We start from the raw sequence: 25,640 nt of genomic DNA on the forward strand, positions 1-25,640 counted from the left end.
AAGGTCTTGGGGAACGTCTTCAAAGCTCTATTCAAATTGTTCAAAATACCGTTCAAAATACTTGGTGAAATACTTGATGGACTCTCCGACTGATCGGGGAGTCTTTTTTGTTTTGACACTGGAAACTTGTCCGTGGATAGTGTAGAATAATCCGTGAAGGCTACGGACTAGACCGTGGAGGTTTGTCCGTCGAAACCGTTAAGGTCTTCCTTCAAACGCTTGAGGCTCTAAGCCTAAATGGGATTGGCTGAGTGACTGGTGTCCTCCACAGTCTTCAAAACTGCTTGAGACCTGCGTGCCAGGTCTGGTGGGTTCGATTCCCACGCATTCCCGCCAACCTTGATAGATAAGGGTTTTTAAAGGTTTTTGAGAAATTAAATTGAGGTTAATGTTGGTGGCCAACAACTGAAAATATCATATTCGGTCACATTTTGGTAACATGTCTTTTTTCATCTTTTACATAGGTTATTTATTGAGCTGCTCGAATTGATGGGCAGCTTCTTTTCGCATTTTTGTAACACCTGGGTATAGGTGTCCACGGTGATACCACTAGTTGATTGTCCTATTCGTTCCGAAACCACTTTTGGATGTAATCCTTGTTGCAGAAATTCTCAGCCAGATTGTGGAGGAGGAGTTTAGCATTAATTACGGGGACCCTTACCATAAATAACAAATAAGTGCCAATCACTATTGGTATTTTGTCAAAAACCGATACTACTCTAGTAGTGACAGTCTTCAGGTGCATATCCGCTTACCAGTGGATCCATTCCATTTTCTAGTAGATCGATATATCTTTCCTGGGATAATGTTGTAGATTTCCTCTGCCATCGTATTATATGGCAAAACTATCGGACATTCACTTCACCTCCCAGTAATAATGGTCATTACATAGTATGTAAAATACCAATAATGCTTGAACAAGTTAATTGCAAGAAGCGTGGAAAGAGAAATGTGCGAACGTTGCACATTTTTTTTTTTGCCTCATTTTTTACGCCGTTTGCTGCTCCGATCACTTGTATCCCTATCATTAAATCCTGGATGATACCAAAAAAGAATCTATCAAAAAAATATAAATTGATGAAATAGTACAAGCACCTTTTCATTTTTTTAATATTCTATATTGAAAAAATAATAATGAAAGGGTGGTTAAAATACCTCCAAAACCTCCAAAACCAAAAGATAGAGAAGTTCAAGTGAACAGTCGTGCGAATGATGTAGCTAATTTTCCGAATATCGTTCAAAGTGAGACAAGCTTAGCACATTTTAAAAACTCTATTCTTTACGGATTTAATGATCTCAATGGCACAAACAGTATTTCAGGGTTTGCTTTTTCTGCTGATTTAGGTAAAAGTTGGAAACAAAGCGGTACGATTCCGGTAAATCCAGGGGAATTCACTGATGGTGACCCAGTAGTCGCAGTAGATAGAAATGGTATATTCTATTACGGTGGATTAAGCAGGCAAGTAGTTAATGGTGTATTTCAAAGCGTAGTTAGTGTTTCAACAGGAACTGTCAATCGAAACAGAACCATTACAATGCGTACCCCTCAAGTTGTTGGCCGAGGACAAAACCCTAGTGCGAACAGAGGAACTCAAGATAAAGAATGGATTACAGTAGGACCTGATAGAAATAGACCAGGACAAGAGGCGCTTTATATTGTTTGGACTGATTTTACGACTACAGGTGGTAACCCAAGAATTCGTTTCTCCAAATATACAACTGGTGTTAATGTAAATCCTTTGATTACTGATAGGGATATCATTATTCCTCCCAATGCCAATACATTTGTTCGTGGGGCCAATGTTGTAGTAGACAAGCAGGGGATTATTTATGTGGTTTATGAAGAAATAACTAACTTTCTAACTTTGGGGCAGCCAAATAGGACGATTCGAATGGTCAGATCACTTGACGGAGGAAATACTTTCCCTCAAAACGTAGCTGTTTCCCCTCCTTTCGCTGCCGCAGCGAACGCTGTTGTACAATGTGACGCTTTGCGTCCAGTCATTTCGGTAAATGCTCAAAGTAATATCAGGAATAATGAATTTCCACAAGCTGCGATTGGTCCTGATGGCACGATTTATGTTGTATGGAATGCTGGTACAGTTCTTAATGGGCAGACTTTCATCAATATCTTCCTTGCATTTAGCAGAAATCAAGGGGTAACTTGGTCCCCGCCGTTGAATGTAACACCTGATCGGCTTTCCTTTGCATTTTTCCCTTCAGTAGCTGCCAACGCAAAAGGAGCGCATATTCAATATAACCGTTTTAATGATCCAGCAGGAGTTGGCGGAGTCGGCAATGGAACATTCGGAATATTCAAGAGAACATTCTCTTTGACCAAGGGTTTAAGTCCGGAATCGGTAGTCAGCAATCCATCTTCACCTGTATTTACTGTAACTTGTTATATGGGTGACTATAACCAAGTGATCACTGGTCCTGGGAATTCTTTGCTCCATTCTTGGGGCGATAATCGGAATAGGTTGAATGGACAACCTAATCCGGATGTATTCTTTAGAAAAACTGAATCATAGCCGTAGGCTGGTAAATTCCGCTTCTTGTATCAAAACCTCTGTGCCTAACACCTAATCCCACCTTTTAAGGTGGGATTATTTCATGTGACCCAGCATGGGTAGATTTAAGCATTATTTTTGTTATCTCAAAAAATTCCAAAATGAAAATAAAAAATTACTATATCATATAATGAGCCCGAAAATCCCTTTAAATAAATATCTCATGAAAACATATGTTATCAGAGAATAACTAGAAAAAAGATATTCCCTCTAACTTCAAAACTGCTTGAGACCTGCGTGCCAGGTCTGGTGGGTTCGATTCCCACCCATTCCCGCCAACTCGATAATACCAGGGATTCTGACGAATTCCTGTTGTACATTGACTAGAGGCACTTGGTCTTTTTTTATTGACGGTGCCCAAACAGTGCCATTCTCGTTTTTTTACCTTCAACTTTAGTCAAACAAAAGCTTAGGCCTTGATAGAACAATTGTAAGAAATTCTCTTAATTTGGTTTTGTGTTTTATGTTATCTTTTGTAATAAGGTATTCAGAAAGAGTAGGTGTAACTATTGAGTAAATAGAAACAAAAATGTAAAACAAGGAAGAAGGAACCGAGTACGTTCGTTACGGCACTAAAGCTATTAGGCAGTTTTTTCGTCATTATGACGGAATCGCAAGGTGAATTTCCACTGATGTGTTTTTTTATTTCAATCTATTATTTTAGAAAAATTTCATTTACGAACAATCACTCAACTAGTTTATAATAAAAGGATGTGAAAAAAAGGTAAACTGAGTCTATTTTATGACACTAAGAAGATATAAGTAGGTGAGTACAATCGACATCATTGAAACAAGGGTAAGAGGTTTTATTAGCGATATCCAACACCCTAAACAAAAAAAGAAAATTAATAGTAACGATTTAGAATTTCAGTTGCGCAAGCTAGTGGCTGATTATTTTGAGATGGATGGTTATTCCTTGTTTTATCGGACAATCGAAACATTGCAAGCGGAGGGACAGCTTACCCCTATTCAAAATAATCAATACAATGGTAAAACACCAGCTCTTGCCTTATATTACTGGGTCAATATAAAAGTTCAGGCCGACAAATGGGATCGTCTTGAGATGATGAAATTGAGTGACCGATTTGATTTTTCCTATTATGAGCGGCATCCCGAATGGCAGACCAAAGAAGAGTGGCAGCGAATCCAGAATGTATATACGTTTCTAAAGTCCAGCCAGGAACGGGAAATCGTATCATTCGAAGAAAGGAGCCTGGAACTCTTTGGCCATGAAAAATTCTTATTGGATAGTGATCAATTTCCTGATGGAAAAGGTTTTTTGACGAGAATTGGAATATCTGAGGATCAACTTAAAATGGTGAAGTATGGGGAGCCATTTGTATTTTGGATGAAGCAAGGGAAAGAAATAAAAGATATTCAGAGAGTACTCATCGTCGAAAATCTATCGTTCTTTCATACTTCTATTAAATTATTGGAAGCGAACCAACTCGATTATGAGCCAGAGCTCATTATTTATGGGGAAGGCACGAAAATTGAACAGAGCTTTTCCTTTTTCTTTCGAATGTTTCCGCCCAAATCCTATCTTTTCTACTACGCAGGTGATCTTGATGCGGCGGGGTATGGTATCCTCATCAGGCTGATCGAAAAATACCCGGATTGCAGCATTCAGCCTGCCTTAAAAATTTATCGTAAAATGCTAGAATGTCAAGAACAAAAAAATAACCAGAAAATGGGACAAACGCAAAACCTCAAATACCGTGATTTATTTTTTCAGTGGTTTACAGATGAGGAGCAAGCGCTATTACAGCAATTATGGCAGGAAAACAAGCGAATCCCACAAGAAGTATTAACGATTGAAACATGGAGGAGATGGATGTGAACGAATCATGGGAAGGTTTTGCCCAGCGGATGCAGCGATTAAATCCGCTGTTTGAGCTTGGCCGGGGAATGGAAGTAGGGGAGCTGAAGCCTTATGTCCGAACGATTCTCATGCAAGTGCTCCTAACCATCTTTTACCGTGAATTAAATGATGATGATCATAGACGCAAATCAGATATCAAGTATATGGTAGAAGACACCATTAAGCAAATGAAGCTGCTGGCCGACGATAAGCAAATTGAACGAATCACAAGCGGGCTATTATATCAAGGAAAAGAAGAGTATAGCCAGCCGTTTGAAGCCTTATATTACGATGAAATAAAACAATCATGGGAAACTCAGGTCTTTCGCTATGTCACGATGGATGAAATTTATACGAATTTAGAGTTGGGCGGATCGATTGTTTATAAACTCACTGATGTCTCTCAGGAAATGATTTTTATGAGCAGGGAAATGGCCGAAGAATTCTCCATTACAATCGAACAACTTTATAGTATTCAGCTAATTAAGAACGGTAATTTTAGAAAAGCTACTCGAAACCTCGATCATCTTATTTCACGCGTAAATCGTTTAATGGCTAAGGAATTCACTTTCCAAAAGGAAATGATAAATAATCCCAAAATCTTGCTGATGGAAGAAGAATGGCAAAGGTCCGACAATCGGAGTGAAATTGAAAAGCAATTTGAGGAAGAAAAAAATCACTTCCGGACCATTACTAGGATGATAGAAAAATCGAAACGTAGAAATGAAGAGGACCATCCAATCCAAAAAGAATTGTTGCTCCTCCATGAAAAAATTGGCCATACAAGGCAGCTGCATGACCGATTTGCGAAGCTAGTCATCCAAAACATCTCCTATGAGATGAAATTAAAAGCGGAAAATCCCTCCTTGTTTTGGGAAACCAGTTTGGTTTCATTTCGCGAACATTTTTATGAAAATTGGTTCATGAAAGAAGGGGTTAAAAGTTTCGAAACAATCGATAAGATCCTTTCTCCCTTATTTTCACCCAAGAATGAATTTATTCTGCCGCTTGATTGGATCTGGGGTGAACAAGAATTTGATGAAAAACAATTAACGGATGCTGTAATCGAAGAAGAATCAGAAGAAAGCATTACTCGAGTGAGAGTGACGAACTGGGAGTCTGTTGTTAAGGCATGGAGTTATGTTTTTCAGCATTTACAAACATACGGGGAGTTTTCATTAGCTGATTTATCTACGCTTCCATTAGAAGTACAGGATTTATGGTTTGAAGAATCTGAATCGATTGATTTATGGATGATGTTTGATAAAAAGCCGTTGAAGGTTCAAGTGCTGCATCGAAAAGAAGAAACATTAAGTGACGAGCGGGAAATTCTTCTTTATAAACTAATGCAGGAATATCCACAATTTCAAGTGTTTGAAGGCTTGAAAATCTTTACCATGTTTGATCATCGGGCGGAGTCTTTTCTTTGGTATCAAACGAAAATTACCCCGTTTAAGATTTGTGTACTGGAGGAAAAAAGATGAATGCAGAATCCATTAAAAAAGCATCAGCTGTCTATTTTACTCTATTAAAAGAAAAAGTAATTGACGAAACTAGCGAACATTTCGAGACGTATTTTGATCCAGAAGTGAGACAGACCGTTCTTTTATTAGCGGACGAATCAGGTACATATATTATTGAATCGCCAAAACGGATCCATTTGGTTGTCCAGCCCACTGGCTCTATCTTTGCCACAAATTTTACGCATCTGAAAGACAAGCATAAGCAAATCGATTCGAAAAAGCACTTTCATCTTATTAGTATTGTCATCATGGCTTTTTTAGCGGCCATTGACAGCAATCAGGCTGCTAAAATACGTACGAAGCGGGATGGAATTAGCTTTTACGCATTAGAGCGTCTTGTCGACGATCTTATCATGAAATGGGATAGCATTCTTAAAGCGAAACCTGCCTTCGGAGAAGAGGAAAGAATTGATATGAAGGATGTTGTGACAACCTGGAAATACATGGAGGTTGAAACGGATGATTATGGGGCTAAAAAAGGCAACAGACGAACCAGAATCGGTTTAATAGCAAGCAGCATGCGCTTATTAGAAACAGAGGGGCTGATCATCATTCTGGACAGGGATGATATTCCAAAGGCAATCCCGAAACAAGAGCTGTTTGAGCGAATTGAATACCTCTATCACGATTATGATCGTTATGAATTATTCAAAAAATTAATGACTACGGAGGAGGGGGAGTATGCCGAAAATCCATCGAATTAGAATTGTAGGCCTGAAGTATGATGGAATGCAAAAGCAATATAAAGATATCACCTTTCACTTTCATAATGGCGAGACATCCACAAATGGCCTTATTGCCATGATGAATGGGGGCGGAAAAGGGGTATTTCTGCAAACCATCTTCCAAATACTTAAACCCGGAACCTCTTGGGGGAAACAAAACAATCGTTATTATCAGCAGTTCTTTTTTAATAATAAAGAGCAATTTATTCCGTATACCTTTCATGTTCTCATTCAATGGGAACTGGACGGCTCAGACCGCAGGCATCTAGTAACAGGAGGAATGTTCTCAGCCGAACAGCGGATTTCAATGAATGAAGAAAGTGGCATTGATCGCAAATCCTTGGAACAGGAAGCGAAGATTATCCCTAATATTACGTTTTATACAAGGGAATTTGAACGGAAGGAAGAGGTATCGCTCGAGCATATTCCATTATTTGAAAATGATGAGGTGGCTGAAACCGAAAGTCTCAAGGATTACTTAAAATGGAATGGTTATGATGTTTACCGGGATATAAAGAAACACTATCGCATTCTTGATACATACGGAATCAATCGTAAAGATTGGGATATTATGAAGGAAATTAACAAGGATGAAGGCGGCGTGGGCAAATACTTTGAGGGGGCTGAGGATGATCATTCCCTATTCCAAAAAAGGATCATTCCTACGGTTAGTCAAGTCCTGCACCGGACGGAAGAGCAAAAGAACGATCTTGTTGAGATTTTCAAGAGTCAGGCAAGCATCGCGAAAGATTTGCCTATCCTCCTAAAAAGAGAGCAAGCACATAAGGAATTTTTAGAAGACATTATCCCTTTTGAAGAGAACCTGGCTAAAGGTGCCGAACATAAAGACATTGTGCAAGCAAGTATAAAGGAAGGAAGACAACTGTTAGGTGCTTTAGAACATTTAAAGCTATCGGAAGAGGAAATGCTTCTTGTTTTAAAGGAAGACATTGAAAAATTGACGATAAGGCAAGCTGAATTGCGCTATCAAAAAGACAACCTAGAGTATGCAAAAGCTCACCGAGAGGTACTGGATTGGGAGAAGAAATTAGGAGAAGAAAGAAATAAGCATACTTCCTTACAAGCTATGGTTCAGGAGAAACAAGAACGAAAGGAACAGCTAGCCTTTCAGGTATTATTAAAGGAGTGGAGTGAAAACGAGCAAAGTATTCGCGCTCTTTCACAGCAGATCGCGACATTAGAACAAAATAGAGGTTTAGAGCAAGTAAATCATCGGATGGATGAAATCAAAGAAGAAGCAGGAAAACAATGGGATCAGTCTTATCTTTCCATTAAAGAAGCTGTTAAGCAGTATCTGGGCTATCAAAAGTTCTTGAAGAAGAAAGGAAACGACCTGTCGCAGCAGGAGAAACTAAAGAATGGAGAGATTGCTAGGCTTAGTACGGAAATTGATCTCCTATATACACAAATGAATACATTTGAGTCCAAGGAAGAAAACCTTATTAAAGAATTTGGTGACCGGATAACCTATGATTTAAAGGGATTTATCGAATTTCTATCTAAACAAATTGATAACAAAAAGGTTTCTATAGAAGCGCTGCAAGCAAAAGACAAAGAGTCTAGTGAAGTGCAAAACCAATTAGCCACTACTCATGGCACGCTCGTTCAATCGATTCAGTTTTCGGAAGAAAAATGTGAAAAGTTAAAGGAAGCAAATGAGGAACAAACACAAAAAGAAGCAAAACTGTTGGAGCGGCTTCGTGGAATATTAGAAGATGCCGCGGCACCACTAACTCATGCGCTTCTTTCGAAATATGTCATCCAGATTGAAGACATACTTGGCAGTAATAGAGAACAAGGTGAACAAATTAAAAAAGATCTATGGGAGATACAACTCGACCATTCCTTAAATGATGAGCACTTCTGGATACCGAATAAAGATGTGAAAGAATTAAAAGAATGGATTGATGAAAAGACTGGTATCGATGTGTTTTATGGAACTCAATTTCTCCAATCTTTAAGTAAAGAAGAGCTTGCGAACTATCTTATGACCTATCCACTCCTTCCATATGGGCTAGTCGTAAGCGGACAGCAATGGCAAAAAATTAATCAGCAGGTCCTTTCAGGAAGAATGTTTAAAAGTCCAGTTCCGATTTTTTTACGTGAGGAAATGAACGGCGAAAATCACCAGCCAACCTTTGTGATTATTAACGGAACAGAGAGGGAGCTATTAACGGATAAAAATCAATTTTCCAACTGGAAAATCAGTATTGCCAAGCAAATAGAGGAAAAGACAGAAACACTTATAGAAATTGAAAAAACAGAAACTTCCTTACGTCGTATTCTAAAAGAAATGGACCGATTTTTATCACACGAGCTTGCGGTGGATATTGAGAGAGAGCTCGGTCAGGAACAGTTATCTCTTCATTCTATGAAGACGAAATTACAGGAAATCACAACACAGCAGCAAAAAGAAAAAGAATTACAGCTCCAGCTAAAAGAACAGATGGAGACGGCAAGAGAAAAAATCGAAAAACTTACAAGAGATGTAGAAACATTAGCGGAATATGATCGCGAAAAGCTAATTCATCAAGAAAATAAACGTCTGAAATTAGAGAAAGAGAAACAAAAAGAAGCTTCAGTTTTAGCGCAGCAGGAAATAGGAAAAGAGCACCAACATATCATTGACCTGCAAAACCAATGGCATCAAACGTATTTAGAATGGAAGGTTACGACCGAACAAACGATTAAAGAGATTGGCGTCTTTATTGAAAAAGCGGTATTTCCTCCTGAAGAAAAATCAGAGCAGTGTGAAGACATCCCACGGTTGTCATTTCATTTATTAGAGGAGCTAAACAGCCGTATTGAAGAGTTAAAACAGCTCCAAAAATCAAAAGAAGAACAAGCAAGAGAATTGCTGGTTATACAAGCAAAAAAAGAAACAGAACAAAAGCAGCAAAATAAATTAGAAAAAAAACTAGATACCTATAACAAGGAGTGGAAAGACACTCCTGAACCAGATGAACCTATAAGCATATTAGAAAATATGCTGCAAACAGCCCAAAAGGAAGCAAGGACAGCGGAAAAAGAAGAAAGGGAACAAGGAACGGCTGTAACCGTCGCAGAAACTTCTTTAAAGCATGCGATTGTTCAGCGTGACAAATCAGCTAAGAAAGTGGCCAAACATGAAAAGCCGTCTGAAGAATGGGAAGAGCTTGACTTAGAAGTTAAGGGAGTAGAAATACAAGACCAAACGAAACATACACTGGAGGAAGTAAAGCAGGCTGAAAAACGCCAAAAAGAAATAGACTCCAATATTGCGGGTTATGAAGGGGATTTGTTAACATTATCCGTGGTCCTTAAAGAGGAAGCGGCAGCATTTACTGATTTGGATGTAGAAAAAGTCAGGAGTCAAGGGAAAGCATGTATCATATCCTGGTGTGAAAAACATCAAACAATTCAGGAAGAAGGCAACGAGAAGCATGCGAAAATCGAACAATCATTACGTAATCTAAAGCAAACGATTGAAGGAAAAGATTGGGAGATTCGTTTTAAAAATGAAGTATTAACAACACTAGATCATATGGATACGAGGCACTATTCTCACATTCAAAGCATTGTTAAAAATATGAAGCGCTTCTCACAAGGTGGTTTGGAACAATTAGAACGTGACAAGGAACGGGCAGAAAAGGCTCAAAACTTCTGGGCCAGCCGAGCCAGCATGAAGGTGATGAGTATTTCAGAGGCGATTCGTTCCATGATGGCAAAAATGAAGCTGAAAAATGAACGAGGATCATTCCCGCTCGTACAGCTAAAAGAAGATATTTTACCTAAGAAGCCCGAAGAGATCGAGCCGCAGCTTAAGCAGCATTTTGTATCTGCCATCAATAAAATTACCAAACAATTTGATACGATTGATCATAATAATTTAGCTGTAGACCAAGAAATAAAACAACTCATTAGCGATGAGCAGATTTTGTTTGTATCACTACGAAATCGATACCCTGAGCTTCTCGTCTATAACATGCGAACGGATAATGCCTTTATGTACGGAAAACCGCAAAGAGAACATTATTCAACGTGGCAGACGATTAATCAAGGTTCAAAGACGAAATCAGATGGCAGCGGCGGACAAAAGCTGTCTGCTCGTATGGTTATGATGATGATGCTATTGTCAGTTAAAAACGAGTCAGACCAAAGCTGGGTTCCTTTAGTCTGTGATAATCCGTTCGGACAAGCCGCGTCAGCACACGTCCTTGATCCGATCTTCTCAGTCGCTGAAAAGCTGAAGTTCCAATTCATCGTCGTCACTCCGCCCGAATTGGTGAAAACGGAAATCAGCCGAAGATTCGATGCCTATTATAAATTGGACTTCATTCGTGATAAAGGAAAAGAAATTGTTACCGACACAATTGTTCCTGCATATCGAATTTATCAGGGAGCTGAAGCAGCTCCCGTCAGATAAAACAGAGAAAAATGGTTAGAAAAACACTCAAAAATGTAGTTAATTCAATGTTTGTGAGTAAATTTTTGGAGGATTAAAATATCATTCTTTTTGTATTCTTTCTGCTAACAAGAACCAGATTAATATTAACTAGGAAATCAAAATCAATTGTTACATTCCACTTTATTTGTTATAATTAAGTGTTTTTAACATTCTTGAGGGGGAAAACCATTAATATGTCAGTAGAAATTGGCAGCAAAGTACAAGGTAAAGTAACAGGTATTACTAATTTTGGAGCTTTTGTGGAATTACCGGATGGATCAACAGGTCTTGTGCATATCAGTGAAGTAGCAGATAGCTATGTAAAAGATGTAAATGACCATCTTAAAATAGGAGACCAAGTTGAAGTAAAAGTAATTAGTATGAAAGACGGGAAGACATCCTTGTCCATTAAAAAGGCGATTGACAGACCCGAAGGACAAGGCTCTTCTTATTCACAACGCCCATCACGTCCGGGTAGAGGGGATAACCGTTCCAAAGACTTTCGTTCAAAGGGTAATTTCAAGCCAAAGGAAAGTTTTGAAGATAAAATGGCTAAATTTTTAAAGACTAGTGAAGAAAATTTGTCTACCCTAAAACGTAACAGTACTGCAAAACAGGGCGGTAGAGGTGGAAGACGCGGATAATTTGCTGCGATTTTTATCTTTCACATAATAAATAAAGAGGCTGACCCAAAAGGTTGTTTAATGACGACACTTTTGGGTCAGCTTTTTATTTGGCTCTTTTGTAGATGATTGTTGCTTTCCTATACAAAAACTGCTCCAAGTAAGAAGGAATAACTTATTGCCTGGTTATATGCGACCGAATACTCGGAAAAATAATATGTCCAGTCGCATATAGCCTATCTATGCTCCCCAATGGATAAAAAAATCAGGGTTTGGGTCGCATAAAGCCTGTCTATGCACCTTAATTCTTGAAAAAATCAGGGTTTGGGTCGCATAAAGCCTGTCTATGCACCTTAATTCTTGAAAAAATCAGGGTTTGGGTCGCATAAAGCCTGTCTATGCACCTTAATTCTTGAAAAAATCAGGGTTTCGGTCGCATATAACCATCCTATGCTCCTCAACTCTTGAAAAAATCAGGGTTTGGGTCGCATAAAGCCACTCTATGCTCCCCAACACATAAAAAAATCAGGGTTTGGGTCGCATAAAGCCTGTCTATGCACCTTAATTCTTGAAAAAATCAGGGTTTGGGTCGCATAAAGCCATCCTATGCGCCTCAACGCATAAAAAAATCAGGGTTTCGGTCGCATATAGCCTCTCTATACTCCCCAACGGTTAAGAAAATCAGGGTTTCGGTCGCATAAAGCCATCCTATGCTCCCCAACGGTTAAGAAAATCAGGGTTTCGGTCGCATAAAGCCATCCTATGCTCCCCAACGGATAAAAAAATCAGGGTTTCGGTCGCATAAAGCCATCCTATGCTCCCCAACGCTTAAAAAAATCAGGGTTTCGGTCGCATAAAGCCATCCTATGCTCCCCAACGGATAAAAAAAACAGCGTTTCGGTCGCATAAAGCCATCCTATGCTCCCCAAATCTTGAAAAAATCAGTGGTCCAGTCTTATAGGAAAAAACAACAATATTTACGAAAATAAATTCTAATGTGATAGGAAGAAAGCAGATTCTAAGACGCGGTAGAAAAGTGCGGGAATTTGTAGAATTTAGAGGAATTTTAGAAAATATAGAGAATTATTTAGTTTATTCAGAAAATTCCTATTAAAGAAGTGGGGTTGTTTAAATGTTTGTCTCAGAACAATTAGAAGAACATGTAAAGCTGCAGCCTAACAAGGTGATTACCGCTTATCAGGGCAGGGAGATGACCTACAGCCAATTATACCAGCAGGCGAAAAATTTAGCAGGGTATTTGCAGGAGAAAGGCTATCAAAAGGATGACATCATTGCGGTCTATCTGCCTAACTCTGATTATTTTGTAATCTGTTATTATGCCTGCCAGCTTGGAGGATTTTCGGTCATGCCCGTCAATACGAAATTAACTGCACCGGAAGTGGAGTATATTTTCAGCCATTCTGAAGCGAAAGCGATTATTTATGATGTAAGATATGAATCGCTCTTGAATAAGATTGGTCCATCCTTTGAACGGTTTAAAGACCGTTTAGCTGTTGGCGGCGAGGATTCGTTACTGACAGTTTTAGATGATGAAACTATCCCTTTTCATCCTGTAAAGGTTGATCAGGATGATACAGCGGTTGTTTTTTACACATCCGGAACGACTGGCAAGCCCAAAGGGGTTATGTTATCAGCCGGAAATGTCCGTGCTGCTGCTCAAATTTGGTCAGAGGTTATGGAAATATCCACAGATGACCGCATGCATATCGTGACCCCATTGTTCCACTGTGCTGCCAGCCATTGTTTTACTGTTCCTACTATTTATAAGGGCGGGACAGTAGTAATTGAGGAGGCTTTTTCACCTGAGAAAACCTTGAGCACAATGGAAAAGGAGAAGGTGACAATCTTCTTTGGAGTCCCGGCCATTTATAGTATTCTCTTAAATACTCCTAAAATGGCCGAGATGGATCTGTCCCGACTGCGCTTGTTCACGTACGGGGCGGCTCCTATGCCATATGAACTGGTCCGTACTGTAAAGGAACGATATCCGGATGTAAAAGTACAAAACTTATATGGGCAGACAGAAAATTCACCTGGCGCAACAACCTTAAAGGACCATTATGCCCTGGACAAAGTCGGTTCTGTCGGCGAACCTTTGCCCGGGCTCGAGGTGCAGGTCGTTGATGAATTTGGTGAACCAGTGCCAACCGGGGAAGTAGGAGAAATCGTTGTTAAAGGGCCGCTTGTGATGAAGGGATACTTGAAGAATGAAGAAGCTACCAGGCAGGCATTAAAAAATGGTTGGTTATACAGCGGAGATTTAGGCCGGTTAGACCGGGATGGACTGTTATATATCGTAGACCGAAAAAAGGATATGATTAACCGTGGCGGTGAAAACGTCTATCCCGTTGAGGTCGAAGAAGTCCTTTATCAAATTCCGGAAATCTTGGAGGCTTCGGTAGTCGGCGTCCCGCATCCGATTTACGGTGAAGTCCCAAAAGCGTTTGTAGTACCTAAAGAAGGAAGAACACTTACAGAAGAAGACGTCCTCACCTACTGCAAAACGAAACTGGCTAAATACAAACTGCCTGTGGAACTAGACTTTCTCGATACATTACCACGCAACGCGAGTGGAAAAGTCCTGAAACATGTTTTGCGGGGATAAGCATGAAGGAAGCAGAAGAATGGTTTTCTGCTTCCTTATTACGTTACTTAGCAATTTTAATTAAATAATTTGGGGCCTTGTTAGCCAAATTACTGTTAAATTATTTTATTTAACGAAAGTCTGCTGTTAAATTAGCTTTATTTGCTTATTGAATGATAGATGTTTGGGCAATGTAAGGGAAGTTAAGCTAGCAATTATCGCAAGAGCAGCGGTAATAAATGAATATAAATGAGTGCCAAAATATCGTATAACCTGCCGCCAAGAAACGAACCCTAGGCTGCTCCAATTTGATGTCCGAAGTATCCCCAGCCATTTAAGATGCCAAGTAAACGTGTTCCATAAAGATCACCTAAAATTGCTATAGACATAGCAACAGACCCTGCCCCCACTAATCCGCCGCTAATTGCTACAAGAAAGAGCTGTCAGTTCGTCGCTGCAATAACTAATCCTAAAAACCCAAGGCCTCGAACAAAATAAACAAAAATCATAAGGTGGTTTTTGAATTAATGTAGCTTAGACAGTAAACTTACTTCATCGAAGTGGCAAGACTAAATAATAATAGAGAACAGCCGATCGGCTAAAAATCGCTCAACCGGCTTTCCCACAACAGTTAGGTAATTTGGAACAAGATGGTATTCTTTTGGTACAAGAGTTATTCAATGATAATTAAATTGCGTATTCAAATAATCATAATTCAGAATATCTACGATGGAATTGTTAGAAGTGGATCCTGATTCATCATATTTTTCAAAGAGTTCGTCATAGAATCGCTGACTAAATTTATTGAGCAAAATGCCATAAAAGTAGGAGATTGGATTTTTTACAGATTTGGTGAATTTTAATTTGCGAATTAGCTGTTTAAAGGCATCGATAGCTACATCAAGCATTTGCTCTGTTTTGTTTTCGCTGATATATTTATAAGCAGCAATTTGTGTCATATGCCAGAATTCCTCAATGGTCTTAGCATCTGAATAGAAATACTTAACCAGCTTGACGAAATCTTTTGGAACATGATTGCTAACATAGCTATGATCTAATTCCAACGGTTCTTCTTTACGTTTATTATTCTTTTGATCTTTTTCTGTTTTTAAAAGATTACTAGTTTCTATTGGCTGGTTCATTATTTCCGGTTTAGGTGGTTCATTTACAGGAAAACGATTAAAAACATATAAGTTGCTAGTCTGTGAGCCGTTTTTTCTCTCTGTTTCGTATACGGTGATGATTCCGAATTCTTTTGCTTTTAGGATCATCCGTTTAAAGGTGGACCGGGATATGCCATTTTCGTTATATTCCTCGTTTATGGCCTTTAGAATGGTTCCGATTTTGGCGTTGCAGACACCTGGTATCTTGGCGGCAAAGCGGACGAGACGCTTTAAGCCTATGATTTCGCCTTTGGAAAAGTCGGTCTTATGCTCAAGCAGCCACTGTTCGAAGTGGTGATTAAATTCGATGAGATTAGTAAATTGGGCAAATTCTTCAAAGTGTTCAATGCTGGCTGATTTTAAACTCATTTGTTTGCGTCACCCTTTATGATCTATTTATTAGGCCAGTTCCTCGTTAACACTCACGATTCTGGCACTTATAAGATATCGGGTTAAGCAAATTTAGTCGAATTCACTCATTTCCAATTTGGAGCGAATTTGGGTAGGAAAATGTGATTTTCGGCTCCAAATTGGATATAAGAAGGCTAATTTCGTGATTTTCGTACCGATTTGATAGTTTTTAATTTTAGAGAGTAAAATCGAAGATGGGAGGGGCTGGTGGAAGAGTTTAAAAATACACAGGGTGTTGAGACTAAACTTTTATATTAACATGTGTGTAAATGAAAAACGGAGTTGTTGTGGCGGTAACTCCTATTGTTTATTGACCTAAATGCTTAGTTAAACAGCAAAAAAACCATCCTATATCGAATGGTCTTTATCTTTATCATAATTTGGTGATGTACTAGTGTGTGTCAATATGCGGTCTAATACTTTTTCAGTAATTTGCATAAAGTAATTAAGGGTTAGTCCCCCTAAACAATCGGTTAATAAAGTTCCAACACCAATAGGTCCATATAAATATCCCTAATACATAAACGACATATTTCATATTACTTGGTCTTATAATCATTTTTTGGAGATAATTCTTTGAGCATGAGAATATGTGGGATTCCATCTTCTATAAAGATCTCAGATGAAGTCCTGTACCCTAGTTTTTTATAAAATCCTTCTGCCTGCGTTTGCCCATGTAATTTAACTTGTGAGGCTTCCCTTTCTTCAGCGATTTCTTCTAACGCTTTTATAATGATTTTTCCAAGGCCAAATTTACGGAAGTGTTCAAGAATGCAGATTCTCTCCAATTTACCTACTCCATTAATAAACCTTATCCTTCCTGTTCCAACTGGTTGTTCATTGTAATGGGCTAATATATGTTCGCAAATTCCATCCAGTGTATCAAATTGATCAAATTCATCTTCTAGTGGAACACCTTATTCCTTCACAAATACTTGTTCTCGAATGGCAAATGCTGTCCTTAAATCTTCTTCAATCTTTATTCTTTTTGCAAACATTTTTATCAGTCCTTTTACTTAGAGATTTTGTTGCAAATGCAACAAAGATAAGTTAAATTTAATCTATACCATTTTTTATTGTATTTGCAACAAAAATAATGTGCTAAGGAGTTAATAATGAAGGAAATTCTTCGGGAAATTGGAATGATCGCAAGGGCTTTGGATTCTATCAGTAATATAGAATTTAAAGAATATGACCTTACAAAAGGGCAGTATATGTACTTGGTGCGAATCTGTGAAAATCCAGGAATCATTCAAGAAAAGTTAGCCGAGACGATAAAAGTAGATCGAACAACTGCAGCTCGTGCTATCAAAAAACTTGAAATGAATGGTTTTATTGAAAAGAAAGAAGATCAACATAACAAAAAAATAAAAAAGCTTTTTCCAACAGAGAAAGGGAAAAATGTTTATCCTTTTATAAGACGAGAGAATGATTATTCCAATCTCGTTGCATTAGAGGGATTTTCCGAAAGAGAAGTAGAAACCATTTTCAACCTTCTTCAAAGAGTAAGAAAAAATGTAGAAAAAGATTGGGAATTTGTAAAAAAGGGAAACAAGAGAATTTATTAAAAAGGAGCGAGATTGTAACATGACTATAAATATAAAAAAATGCAACCTTGAAGATTTACACAGACTTCAGGAAATTAGTTATGAAACATTTAACGAGACATTTAAGGATCAGAATTCACTCAAAAATATGATTGCCTATTTAGAAAGGGCATTTAACATAGAACAATTAGAAAAAGAATTATCTAATCTATCTTCGCAATTCTTTTTCATTTATTTTAATAATGACTTGGCTGGATATTTAAAGGTCAATACCAATCATGCACAGTCTGAAGAAATGGGTGATGATTCGCTTGAAGTCGAGAGGATTTATATAAAGAAAGAATTCCAAAAACATGGGCTTGGTAAATACCTGCTAAATAAAGCGCTGGAAATTGGGAGGGAATGTAATAAAAAGAAAATCTGGCTGGGTGTCTGGGAAAAGAATGAAAATGCTATTGCTTTTTACAAGAAAATGGGGTTTGTTCAAACGGGAGCGCACTCCTTTTATATGGGTGATGAAGAGCAAAGGGACTTTATCATGACTAAAAAACTCGTATAAAGGGTGGGTACTATGTATATACCAAAATATTTTAAGATATGATGCTGTATTTCCTTTTTCTGTTATAATGGCTTGTAGTAGATCAATCATAAAAGGAAGTGTTTTCATACTTCTTGAATTAACTAAAAAACCATGGAGGCTCATTATGAATTGGATCATGACCCTTCTCGCTGTTATAGCAGGAATATCTATAGGTACTCAAGCGGGAATTAATGGAGGTTTAGGAAAGAAAATAGGGGTAATTGAAGGTGCTTTTGTTTCGTTTGCGATTGGTACATTAATCTTATTAGTGTGTACTATTTTTCTGGGTAAGGGGAACCTATTAAACTTTTTCTCAGTTCCAAAATGGCAGTTAACAGGCGGATTGTTAGGAGCTATATATGTGCTTATTATGGTATTAGCTGTGCCAAAAATCGGAGTAGCTACAACAATAGTATCTGTTATATTTGGCCAAGTATTAGTAAGTGGTGTAATTGATCATTTCGGTCTTTTTGGCGGAAAACAAATTCCCTTTGATTGGCAAAGAGGTATTGCCGCTCTTTTACTAGGAGTTTCATTATTTCTTATGTACAAAAAATAACAGTTTTAAATATACACCACACCACTTCATCTTAACTTTTTAAATTCTTTTATTTTATCTTCTTTTTTATACGGCAGAGAACTTTCTTGTTATTGCCATCCCAATATGACCGAAAGTTGACGGTGTTGCCTGTCCAGAATTAGACGGTTATAATGTCCATGTATACATAATTCGAAACATTTCGACATTAATAATTCTGGAGAAAGGAAAAGACGCCTCCCATAATGTATATCTGCGCCAACAGATATACAGGAGACGTCCCCTAAAAAACCCATATGATTATTGTATCAGATTATAAAATAATTGAAAACAATGGAGTTTTTGGTTAGAGGTGCGGGGAGGATTCCTTCGCCCTGTTGTGGGAAAAGCATGAGCGTAATTGGTACTAGAGAAAGAAAATCAAGAGAATGTTCTGGAGAGACAATAGTATATAATATTCGGCGATTAGGGTGTGATCAATGCGGCCGGATTCATCATGAATTACCAGATTTCTTAGTTCCATATAAAAGATATAAGGCAGAGTGTATAGAGTCGGTTCTCACGAACCCTTCTACACATGATGTTCCAGCTGATGAATCTACTTTATTTCGTTGGTATGATTGGTTTAATTATTTCGTAGATTACTGGGCTAATTGTCTCTTATCAATTGTGCTTCGAACTAGTCAGGATAAGGTCCCTTTGAATTTGACGTCCGCAAATTCAGAGACTGCACTTCATAGAATAGGACGACTGGTAGGGAATGCCCCCAGATGGCTGGAGAGAATTGTCCGTCCGATTGTGAATATTAATTTGTGGGAACATACCCGTTCTGCATTCTTGTCCGAGGATAGCTGATTTACACTCATGATAAACACATATTAGAGGAGTGTTATCATGAGAGATCGTAAAAAGGCAGAAGAAATCGCAGCACAAAGGTTCCAGCTCATTGCCCCTCTTTTGGCGGAAGGGCTAGATGCTGGAAAAGCAAAGGAATTGAAAAACCATATATGTAAGACCAGCGGTCTTTCTGAAAGGACCATTAGACGTTATCTTGAGCAGTACCGTAATGAAAGTTTTGAAGGGCTAAAACCAAAAGGAATCTCGGGAAAAATGAAAAAAGAGATTATTCCCTCGCATTTATTGGAACAAGCGATTCTCCTTCGAAATGAGGCCCCTACTAGAAGTGTTGCACAAATTATTCAAATACTTGAGTGGGAAGGCTTGGCTACACCAGGGCAGCTAAAGCGTTCAACTCTTCAAGAAAAGTTAACTGAAAGAGGCTACAGTTCACGACAAATGAGGCTCTACTCTCAAACTGGAGTAGCAGCTAGACGATTTCAAAAGCGTCACCGGAATCAGCTGTGGCAATCCGATATTAAGTTTGGCCCTTATTTACCCATTGGACCAAATGGCACGAAGAAGCAGGTCTACTTAGTCGCTATAATAGACGACGCGACTCGATTTATTTTACATGGAGCCTTCTATCCTACTCTTGATTCTAGGATTATTGAAGATGCTTTTCGAAACGCCATACAAAAATACGGTGTCCCCGATGCCGTTTATTTTGATAACGGTAAACAATATCGAACCAAGTGGATGTCACGTACATGTTCCAAATTGGGGACAAGATTAATCTATGCAAAACCCTATGCGGCTGAGTCAAAAGGTAAAGTTGAACGCTTCAATAGAGTCGTTGATTCCTTCTTAAGTGAAGCAGCCCTTGAAAAGCCCAATTCTTTAGATCGATTGAATGAGCTTTTTCAAGTATGGTTATCAGAGTGTTATCAGAATAAATCCCATTCCGGTCTTGGGGAGAACATTAGCCCTGAAACTGCTTTTCGAAGCGATAAAAAAGCACTTCGATTTATTGATCCTGATAAACTAGCGAATGCTTTCTTGCATTGTGAGACGAGGAAAGTAGATAAGTCGGGATGCATTAGTTTTATGGATCAGAAATATGAAGTTGGTCTTTCTTTTATTGGTCGTCAAGTAGATGTTGTATATGATCCTGCGGATTTTGAGGAGCTAACAATTGAATACGAGGGTTATTCCCCTTGGAGAGCAAAAAAGCTTGTGATTGGAGAAAGAGCCGGAAGGCGTCCAACTTTGCCTTCACACCTTCAATCACTTGAAGTTGATTCTTCCAGATTACTTAAAGCAGCCGAACAGAAGCATCAAGAAAGAAAAATTGAACAAGCTCCAGCCGTTTCTTTCCGTGCTGTTTGGAAGGAGGACGGCGAAGATGTTTGAGTCTTTTTATGGGATGAAGCATACCCCTTTTACAAGAGATGTGCCTACTACTCAACTTTATGATTCCATTACGATGCAAGAGGTTTTAGGTCGCTTAAAGTATACCGCAGAAAGGCAGCTATTTGCCGTTTTAACTGGGGATTGCGGTACTGGGAAAACGACCACCATTCGGAAATTTGTAGATGGACTTGATCAAGGGAAATTTCAAATACTATATTTATCCGATTCAAAACTAACTCCTAGACATTTTTATAAAGGCTTGTTAGAACAGCTAGGATCGGAATCGAAGTTTTATAGAGGCGATGCCAAACGACAGCTTCATCGAGAAATTGAATTAATGAGAGGTATTCATGGGATTCAGCCTGTCGTCGTGGTGGATGAGTCACACCTATTAGATCGTGAAATGCTTGAGGAAGTTAGATTTTTACTCAACTTTAAGATGGATGCACAAAGCCCAATGGCCCTTATCCTTGTGGGCCAAAGTGAATTATGGGATCGTCTGCGTCTTCAATCATACGCTGCCATACGTCAAAGAATCGATATTCAGTTCAAATTAAGTCACTATGATCGTGCACAAGTAGATGCGTATGTCTCACGACATCTAGAATATGCAGGAATTGACCAACAAATCTTTTCAGATGGTGCTTTGGAGGAAATACATCGATTTTCTGGCGGAACCCCAAGGCTTATTAATAAAGTATGTACACACAGCCTTCTTTATGGAGCTCAAAATGGCCGTCGGATTATTGATGATCATATGATTAAGCATGTCATTCAGGGTGAACTGTCATGAAGAGCCGCTGGAAAGAAATGAAGTATAATGAGGATTTCAATTGTTGGGTGGTCTTGTGGGGTGATAATACAGGCTACAAGGTACGCTGTGACGATTGGTTTGATCTTCACCTCGGAGATGGAAGGAAGCTTTCTTGCCGTATGGAACTCGGAAGAGATTGGTATATTATCGCCGGTAGGAATGATACAAAATTTTATTTGAAACAAAACGAAACCTATCAGGTTGATATTTAATTGAAGGGGAAGCTAAGGTCTTCCCCTTTCTTTCGGTCAAAATCTTCGTCAGATTTAGGACAAATGATACCGTCAATTTCTTGCCAAAATAGAACGTCAGTAACACTTTCTGATTAATTTGGAGATTCAGTGTTTGATAAGATTAGAGAGAGCATTAAATAAGGAGAGCAGACTATTCCTATTGGAGTCTACTCCCCTTAATTGGGTTGATCTATGAATTGGAAAAAGAATCAAATATCCCTTTACATTTATTATTTTTCCCTCAAGTTCAAGGCTGAAATCCAGGCTTCGACCCCGTTTGCGGTTTGAACCTTTAGCCACTTAATTCCTATGGAATCTACTTGTTCTTCATTCAAAAAATGGATGATTTCTACATTAGTCTAAAAAGGGAGGATATGCATGTGTATATGTAAAAAATCATTTTAGTGGAATTTTATATTTTTTTAATTTTTTACTTACGGCGGATTGTGTTAGATTTAAAACTTGGGCTATCTTGACCGTGGTCCTATGTTTTTTTACGGCGTGCTCGAGAATACACTTTTCTACTAGAGATATTGTTTCTTTTAAATCATAATCGTACTGAATCCCAAATGGGAGGGTTGCGTCATTAGTATTATAAGCTAGAAGGGTTTTGACCTCCTCCTGTTTTATTTCATCATCGTAAATCGTTACGATTAATCGTTCGACACAATTCTGTAGTTCTCTTATGTTTCCTTTCCATTCAAACTTTTGGATTTCCTGGATGGCCTCCAAGCTAAATTTCTTATGGGTTCCATATTTAGAGTTGAATTTTTTGGTAAAATAATCTACTAGGACTGGTATGTCTTCTTTTCTTTTTCTAAGAGGAGGGATTTCGAGTGGGACGACATTAAGACGGTAATACAAGTCCTCCCTAAAATTACCTTGTTGAATTAATTCTTCAAGGTTTTTATTAGTTGCTGCTATAACTCGTATATTCACTTTAATGGGTTTTGTCCCGCCAATTCGTTGAATTTCACGCTCCTGCAGGACTCTGAGGATCTTGACTTGAAGTGGTAGGGGCATTTCTCCGATTTCATCTAAAAAAATGGTTCCATGGTCGGCTAACTGAAAGAGCCCCATTTTGCCGTCCTTATTTGCTCCTGAGAAGGCCCCTTTTTCATAACCAAATAGTTCAGACTCCAATAAAGACTCCGGAATGGCGCCACAATTTATTTTCACGAAAGGTTTTTCAAAACGATTACTGGACTCATGAATTATGTTAGCTAGCACCTCTTTTCCCACACCCGATTCTCCGGATATTAGGACGGTGCTGTCAAATTCAGCCACCTTTTTTGTTTGTTCTATTAATTTTTCCATAATTTGGCTGCGATAAATAATTTGTTTTAAAGATTTCCGGTCTTTCAATCTTAATTTTTGAATTTCCCTTTGATATCTTTCGGAAATTTCCTTTGACTCTTGAAGCTCTTGTTTTAGTTGGTCAATTTCAGTGATATCTCTAGAGGCATTAATGATTCGAAGAATTTTTCCATTTTCGTCCATAACAGGTGTCCCTACAACTAACAAGGTTTTACCTGTACGCGTTTTTTGGATAGTGGAGCTCTTTTTTTTACTCTCTAGTACTAGCCGTGTTACAGAGGGATGAAAAAAACCTTCTTTCTCCATATCCAATGTACTTCGCCCAATAAAGTCTTCTTTTTTTATACCCCAAAGTCTTTCACAGGCAGAATTGACTCGCAAAGCTATCCCGTTACCATCTGCCACAAAAATGGCATCATAAGTAGACTCAAAAATAGTTTTAAGGTCAATAGCCATGTTTTCATATTCAATATCGGTGGTATCCTTGTGATCCGGGAAAAATGTTAAAACTCCAAACGTATGATCAGCAGAATTAATAGGGATGCCCTGAACTAAAATATTCTTTTCATGAAAAAAATGAAGCAATTCCTTTTTGGGTTCTTTATGCTGAATTATACAATCTAGGAATCTTTGAAAATTTCCATTATCAATATTTACTTCGTTCGATAGGGAATCTGATAAAAACATTGCTAAAATTCGCTTGTTAAGATCAAATAGAATATATGAAGTCTGGAATGCATTGAGAGTTTCTTGGAGGAAGATTTGTCCTTCATAGGACTTTAAATTTACCATAATGTAACCTCCATGGTATTCCAAATAGAATATGTATTATGAAAATTATAATAATTTAAATTGAAACTATTTGCAAGATATTGTGATTTATTTACTCAAATCCTATGGCATAATTCTTGCATTATTATTTTATGATTTCTTATTAAAACTTGGGAAAGGATGGAACTAATAAATAACATTTATTTGTTTATTAAAAATTAGAAAAGTAGGTGATTGCTAACAAATGTCTGGGTTAAAGGATGATATAATGCATGCAGATGCAACAACATTATCAGGTTTAATCAAAAACAAACAGGTTTCACCTGTAGAAGTAGTGTACAATTTATTAGAAAACATTAACTATTTAAACAAATCAGTTAATGCGTATATTACTATCTTGCATGAAGAATCAATAAAAATGGCAAAGCATGCTGAAAAGGAAATATTAAACGGAAATTGGAAGGGACCCCTTCATGGTGTTCCAGTAGGACTAAAAGATATTATTTATACGAAGGGTATAAAAACAACAATGGGTTCTCAGATCTTTAAGGATTTTATTCCCGATTATGATGCTTCCGTTGTTCAAAAGCTAAAATCAGCCGGTGCTATTATTGTTGGTAAGTTAAATACACACGAATTTGCGTTGGGGCCAACTGGTGACCGATCCTACTTTGGACCAGTTAAAAACCCGTATGATTTTATTAAAATTTCGGGAGGCTCAAGCAGCGGGGCCGGGGCAGGAGTTGCATCGTCACTATGTCCTGTAGCTATAGGGACCGATACCGGTGGGTCTATAAGAATCCCATCCTCTATTTGCGGTGTTGTGGGCATGAAACCAACATTTGGACTTATCAGTAAATTTGGTGTATATCCTGTAAGCTGGTCACTTGATCATATTGGACCAATTACAAAATCGGTAAGGGATAATGCGATGGTATTAGGAATTCTGTCTGGCTATGATGAAGAGGATCCCTATTCTATCTGCAAGGATCCTGAAGACTATACAAGGTATATGGACTGCAGCATAAAGGATGCGGTCATTGGGGTTCCTTCAACTTTCTATTTTGAAGATATAGACAACGAAGTATCAAAAGGAATAAATACTGCCATTCAAGTTTTTCAAGCTCTTGGAGTGAAAATAAAAAAAGTAGATATCCCTCATATGGAAGAGATTGTTTCAGGTCAACGAGTTACAATGGTGACTGAAGCGTATGCTGTTCACGAAGAGAACTTAAGAAATCAGGCCAATCTGATGGACGATGAGGTACGGGAGCGCATTATACACGGCAGAGACCTAAAGGTATATCAGTACGCACGTGCTCAAAATGTGAAAAGGCGGGCTATCCAAGAATTTAATCAGGTTTTAAAAGAAGTGGATATCATATTGACCCCAACTGTCCCGATTCTACCATTTGATATAAATGAAAGAGACATTGAAATAAACGGGGTAAGAAAAGAACACTTCATTTTAGGAAAATTAACAGCGCCAACAAATTTTATAGGATTTCCAAGCCTAACTATTCCATGTGGACTAGCCGACTCAGGGTTACCAATCGGTATGCAATTGATAGGAAAACCCTTTGATGAAGCGAATCTTTACCGTTTTGGAAGTGCATATGAAAAAGAAATCTCTATAAAATTACCCAATATGTAATGAAAAGT

Annotated in this window: 17 protein-coding genes, 1 tRNA gene and 2 pseudogenes; 16 read left to right on the plus strand and 4 right to left on the minus strand. The window is 38.2% G+C overall.

What is annotated here, in order from left to right; translation table 11 throughout:
- Nucleotides 1-239: 239 nt before the first annotated feature.
- From ACZ5AE_RS10780 to ACZ5AE_RS10815, 8 genes are all read left to right on the plus strand, one after another.
- Nucleotides 240-336: transfer RNA gene (locus tag ACZ5AE_RS10780), tRNA-Sec, on the plus strand.
- 815 nt (nucleotides 337-1,151) lie between these two features.
- Nucleotides 1,152-2,531: an exo-alpha-sialidase gene (locus ACZ5AE_RS10785; protein ID WP_464573594.1), complete on the plus strand. Its 1,380-nt coding sequence runs from the start codon at nucleotides 1,152-1,154 to the stop codon at nucleotides 2,529-2,531.
- Between the two features lie 805 nt (nucleotides 2,532-3,336).
- Nucleotides 3,337-4,410: a Wadjet anti-phage system protein JetD domain-containing protein gene (locus ACZ5AE_RS10790; RefSeq protein ID WP_464572114.1), complete on the plus strand. Its 1,074-nt coding sequence runs from the start codon at nucleotides 3,337-3,339 to the stop codon at nucleotides 4,408-4,410.
- Nucleotides 4,401-5,915, plus strand: a complete 1,515-nt coding sequence (locus ACZ5AE_RS10795; RefSeq protein WP_464573595.1) for a hypothetical protein — start codon at nucleotides 4,401-4,403, stop codon at nucleotides 5,913-5,915. Before ACZ5AE_RS10790 ends, ACZ5AE_RS10795 begins: the two co-directional genes overlap by 10 nt.
- A complete protein-coding gene (locus ACZ5AE_RS10800; protein WP_464572116.1) occupies nucleotides 5,912-6,658 on the plus strand; it encodes a DUF6063 family protein in 747 nt (248 codons plus the stop codon). Before ACZ5AE_RS10795 ends, ACZ5AE_RS10800 begins: the two co-directional genes overlap by 4 nt.
- Complete coding sequence (locus tag ACZ5AE_RS10805) at nucleotides 6,636-11,105, plus strand: hypothetical protein (RefSeq protein WP_464572118.1); 4,470 nt, start codon at nucleotides 6,636-6,638, stop codon at nucleotides 11,103-11,105. Before ACZ5AE_RS10800 ends, ACZ5AE_RS10805 begins: the two co-directional genes overlap by 23 nt.
- 215 nt (nucleotides 11,106-11,320) lie before the next feature.
- Nucleotides 11,321-11,770 (plus strand): S1 domain-containing RNA-binding protein, encoded by a 450-nt coding sequence (locus ACZ5AE_RS10810; RefSeq protein WP_464572120.1) that lies wholly within the window; start codon nucleotides 11,321-11,323, stop codon nucleotides 11,768-11,770.
- A gap of 1,111 nt (nucleotides 11,771-12,881) precedes the next feature.
- Nucleotides 12,882-14,375 carry a class I adenylate-forming enzyme family protein gene (locus ACZ5AE_RS10815; RefSeq protein ID WP_464572122.1) on the plus strand — a complete coding sequence of 498 codons (1,494 nt, stop codon included), beginning with the start codon at nucleotides 12,882-12,884 and terminating at the stop codon, nucleotides 14,373-14,375.
- 656 nt (nucleotides 14,376-15,031) lie between these two features.
- Here the strand turns inward: ACZ5AE_RS10815 and ACZ5AE_RS10820 are convergent.
- The 3 genes and pseudogenes from ACZ5AE_RS10820 to ACZ5AE_RS10830 all read right to left on the minus strand — a co-directional run bounded on the left by ACZ5AE_RS10820 (nucleotide 15,032) and on the right by ACZ5AE_RS10830 (nucleotide 16,926).
- Nucleotides 15,032-15,886, minus strand: a complete 855-nt coding sequence (locus ACZ5AE_RS10820; RefSeq protein ID WP_464572124.1) for a hypothetical protein — start codon at nucleotides 15,884-15,886, stop codon at nucleotides 15,032-15,034.
- Nucleotides 15,887-16,276: 390 nt separating this feature from the next.
- Nucleotides 16,277-16,435, minus strand: a pseudogene (locus ACZ5AE_RS10825) (YitT family protein); the annotation flags it as partial.
- Between the two features lie 32 nt (nucleotides 16,436-16,467).
- Nucleotides 16,468-16,926: pseudogene (locus tag ACZ5AE_RS10830) on the minus strand (GNAT family N-acetyltransferase).
- A gap of 117 nt (nucleotides 16,927-17,043) precedes the next feature.
- Here ACZ5AE_RS10830 and ACZ5AE_RS10835 point away from each other — a divergent pair.
- From ACZ5AE_RS10835 to ACZ5AE_RS10865, 7 genes are all read left to right on the plus strand, one after another.
- Entirely contained in the window at nucleotides 17,044-17,496 is a 453-nt protein-coding gene (locus ACZ5AE_RS10835) for a MarR family winged helix-turn-helix transcriptional regulator (protein ID WP_464572126.1), read from the plus strand.
- Between the two features lie 19 nt (nucleotides 17,497-17,515).
- Nucleotides 17,516-18,034, plus strand: coding sequence for a spermidine/spermine N(1)-acetyltransferase (paiA, locus tag ACZ5AE_RS10840; protein WP_464572128.1), 519 nt, complete (start codon nucleotides 17,516-17,518; stop codon nucleotides 18,032-18,034).
- Nucleotides 18,035-18,179: 145 nt separating this feature from the next.
- Entirely contained in the window at nucleotides 18,180-18,614 is a 435-nt protein-coding gene (locus ACZ5AE_RS10845) for a DMT family transporter (protein ID WP_464572130.1), read from the plus strand.
- Nucleotides 18,615-18,926: 312 nt separating this feature from the next.
- Complete coding sequence (locus tag ACZ5AE_RS10850; protein WP_464565676.1) at nucleotides 18,927-19,448, plus strand: DUF6431 domain-containing protein; 522 nt, start codon at nucleotides 18,927-18,929, stop codon at nucleotides 19,446-19,448.
- Nucleotides 19,449-19,487: 39 nt separating this feature from the next.
- The gene (locus ACZ5AE_RS10855; protein ID WP_464565674.1) at nucleotides 19,488-20,843 is read left to right on the plus strand and encodes a DDE-type integrase/transposase/recombinase; all 1,356 of its coding nucleotides are present in this window, start codon (nucleotides 19,488-19,490) and stop codon (nucleotides 20,841-20,843) included.
- Nucleotides 20,836-21,636 (plus strand): ExeA family protein, encoded by an 801-nt coding sequence (locus tag ACZ5AE_RS10860; protein ID WP_464565672.1) that lies wholly within the window; start codon nucleotides 20,836-20,838, stop codon nucleotides 21,634-21,636. The genes ACZ5AE_RS10855 and ACZ5AE_RS10860 overlap by 8 nt, the downstream gene beginning before the upstream one ends.
- On the plus strand, nucleotides 21,633-21,869 hold the full coding sequence (locus ACZ5AE_RS10865; RefSeq protein ID WP_464572132.1) for a DUF5348 domain-containing protein: 237 nt from the start codon (nucleotides 21,633-21,635) through the stop codon (nucleotides 21,867-21,869). Before ACZ5AE_RS10860 ends, ACZ5AE_RS10865 begins: the two co-directional genes overlap by 4 nt.
- Before the next feature lie 417 nt (nucleotides 21,870-22,286).
- On the opposite strand, the gene ACZ5AE_RS10870 is transcribed toward ACZ5AE_RS10865, so the two are convergent.
- A complete protein-coding gene (locus ACZ5AE_RS10870; RefSeq protein WP_464572134.1) occupies nucleotides 22,287-23,999 on the minus strand; it encodes a sigma-54 interaction domain-containing protein in 1,713 nt (570 codons plus the stop codon).
- Nucleotides 24,000-24,222: 223 nt separating this feature from the next.
- On the opposite strand from ACZ5AE_RS10870, the gene ACZ5AE_RS10875 reads away from it, so the two are divergent.
- Nucleotides 24,223-25,632, plus strand: coding sequence for an amidase (locus ACZ5AE_RS10875; RefSeq protein WP_464572136.1), 1,410 nt, complete (start codon nucleotides 24,223-24,225; stop codon nucleotides 25,630-25,632).
- The last annotated feature ends 8 nt before the right edge of the window (nucleotides 25,633-25,640 follow it).

The sequence above is a fragment of the Neobacillus sp. S1227 genome (assembly GCF_055385255.1).

What these genes read in the sequence shown, in the direction of transcription:
- ACZ5AE_RS10795 (WP_464573595.1), top strand. Translation starts at nt 4,401, where the DNA reads ATGGATGTGAACGAATCATGGGAAGGTTTTGCCCAGCGGATGCAGCGA.
- ACZ5AE_RS10800 (WP_464572116.1), top strand. Translation starts at nt 5,912, where the DNA reads ATGAATGCAGAATCCATTAAAAAAGCATCAGCTGTCTATTTTACTCTA.
- ACZ5AE_RS10805 (WP_464572118.1), top strand. Translation starts at nt 6,636, where the DNA reads ATGCCGAAAATCCATCGAATTAGAATTGTAGGCCTGAAGTATGATGGA.
- ACZ5AE_RS10810 (WP_464572120.1), top strand. Translation starts at nt 11,321, where the DNA reads ATGTCAGTAGAAATTGGCAGCAAAGTACAAGGTAAAGTAACAGGTATT.
- ACZ5AE_RS10815 (WP_464572122.1), top strand. Translation starts at nt 12,882, where the DNA reads ATGTTTGTCTCAGAACAATTAGAAGAACATGTAAAGCTGCAGCCTAAC.
- ACZ5AE_RS10820 (WP_464572124.1), bottom strand. Translation starts at nt 15,886, where the DNA reads ATGAGTTTAAAATCAGCCAGCATTGAACACTTTGAAGAATTTGCCCAA.
- ACZ5AE_RS10835 (WP_464572126.1), top strand. Translation starts at nt 17,044, where the DNA reads ATGAAGGAAATTCTTCGGGAAATTGGAATGATCGCAAGGGCTTTGGAT.
- paiA (WP_464572128.1), top strand. Translation starts at nt 17,516, where the DNA reads ATGACTATAAATATAAAAAAATGCAACCTTGAAGATTTACACAGACTT.
- ACZ5AE_RS10845 (WP_464572130.1), top strand. Translation starts at nt 18,180, where the DNA reads ATGAATTGGATCATGACCCTTCTCGCTGTTATAGCAGGAATATCTATA.
- ACZ5AE_RS10850 (WP_464565676.1), top strand. Translation starts at nt 18,927, where the DNA reads ATGGAGTTTTTGGTTAGAGGTGCGGGGAGGATTCCTTCGCCCTGTTGT.
- ACZ5AE_RS10855 (WP_464565674.1), top strand. Translation starts at nt 19,488, where the DNA reads ATGAGAGATCGTAAAAAGGCAGAAGAAATCGCAGCACAAAGGTTCCAG.
- ACZ5AE_RS10860 (WP_464565672.1), top strand. Translation starts at nt 20,836, where the DNA reads ATGTTTGAGTCTTTTTATGGGATGAAGCATACCCCTTTTACAAGAGAT.
- ACZ5AE_RS10865 (WP_464572132.1), top strand. Translation starts at nt 21,633, where the DNA reads ATGAAGAGCCGCTGGAAAGAAATGAAGTATAATGAGGATTTCAATTGT.
- ACZ5AE_RS10870 (WP_464572134.1), bottom strand. Translation starts at nt 23,999, where the DNA reads ATGGTAAATTTAAAGTCCTATGAAGGACAAATCTTCCTCCAAGAAACT.
- ACZ5AE_RS10875 (WP_464572136.1), top strand. Translation starts at nt 24,223, where the DNA reads ATGTCTGGGTTAAAGGATGATATAATGCATGCAGATGCAACAACATTA.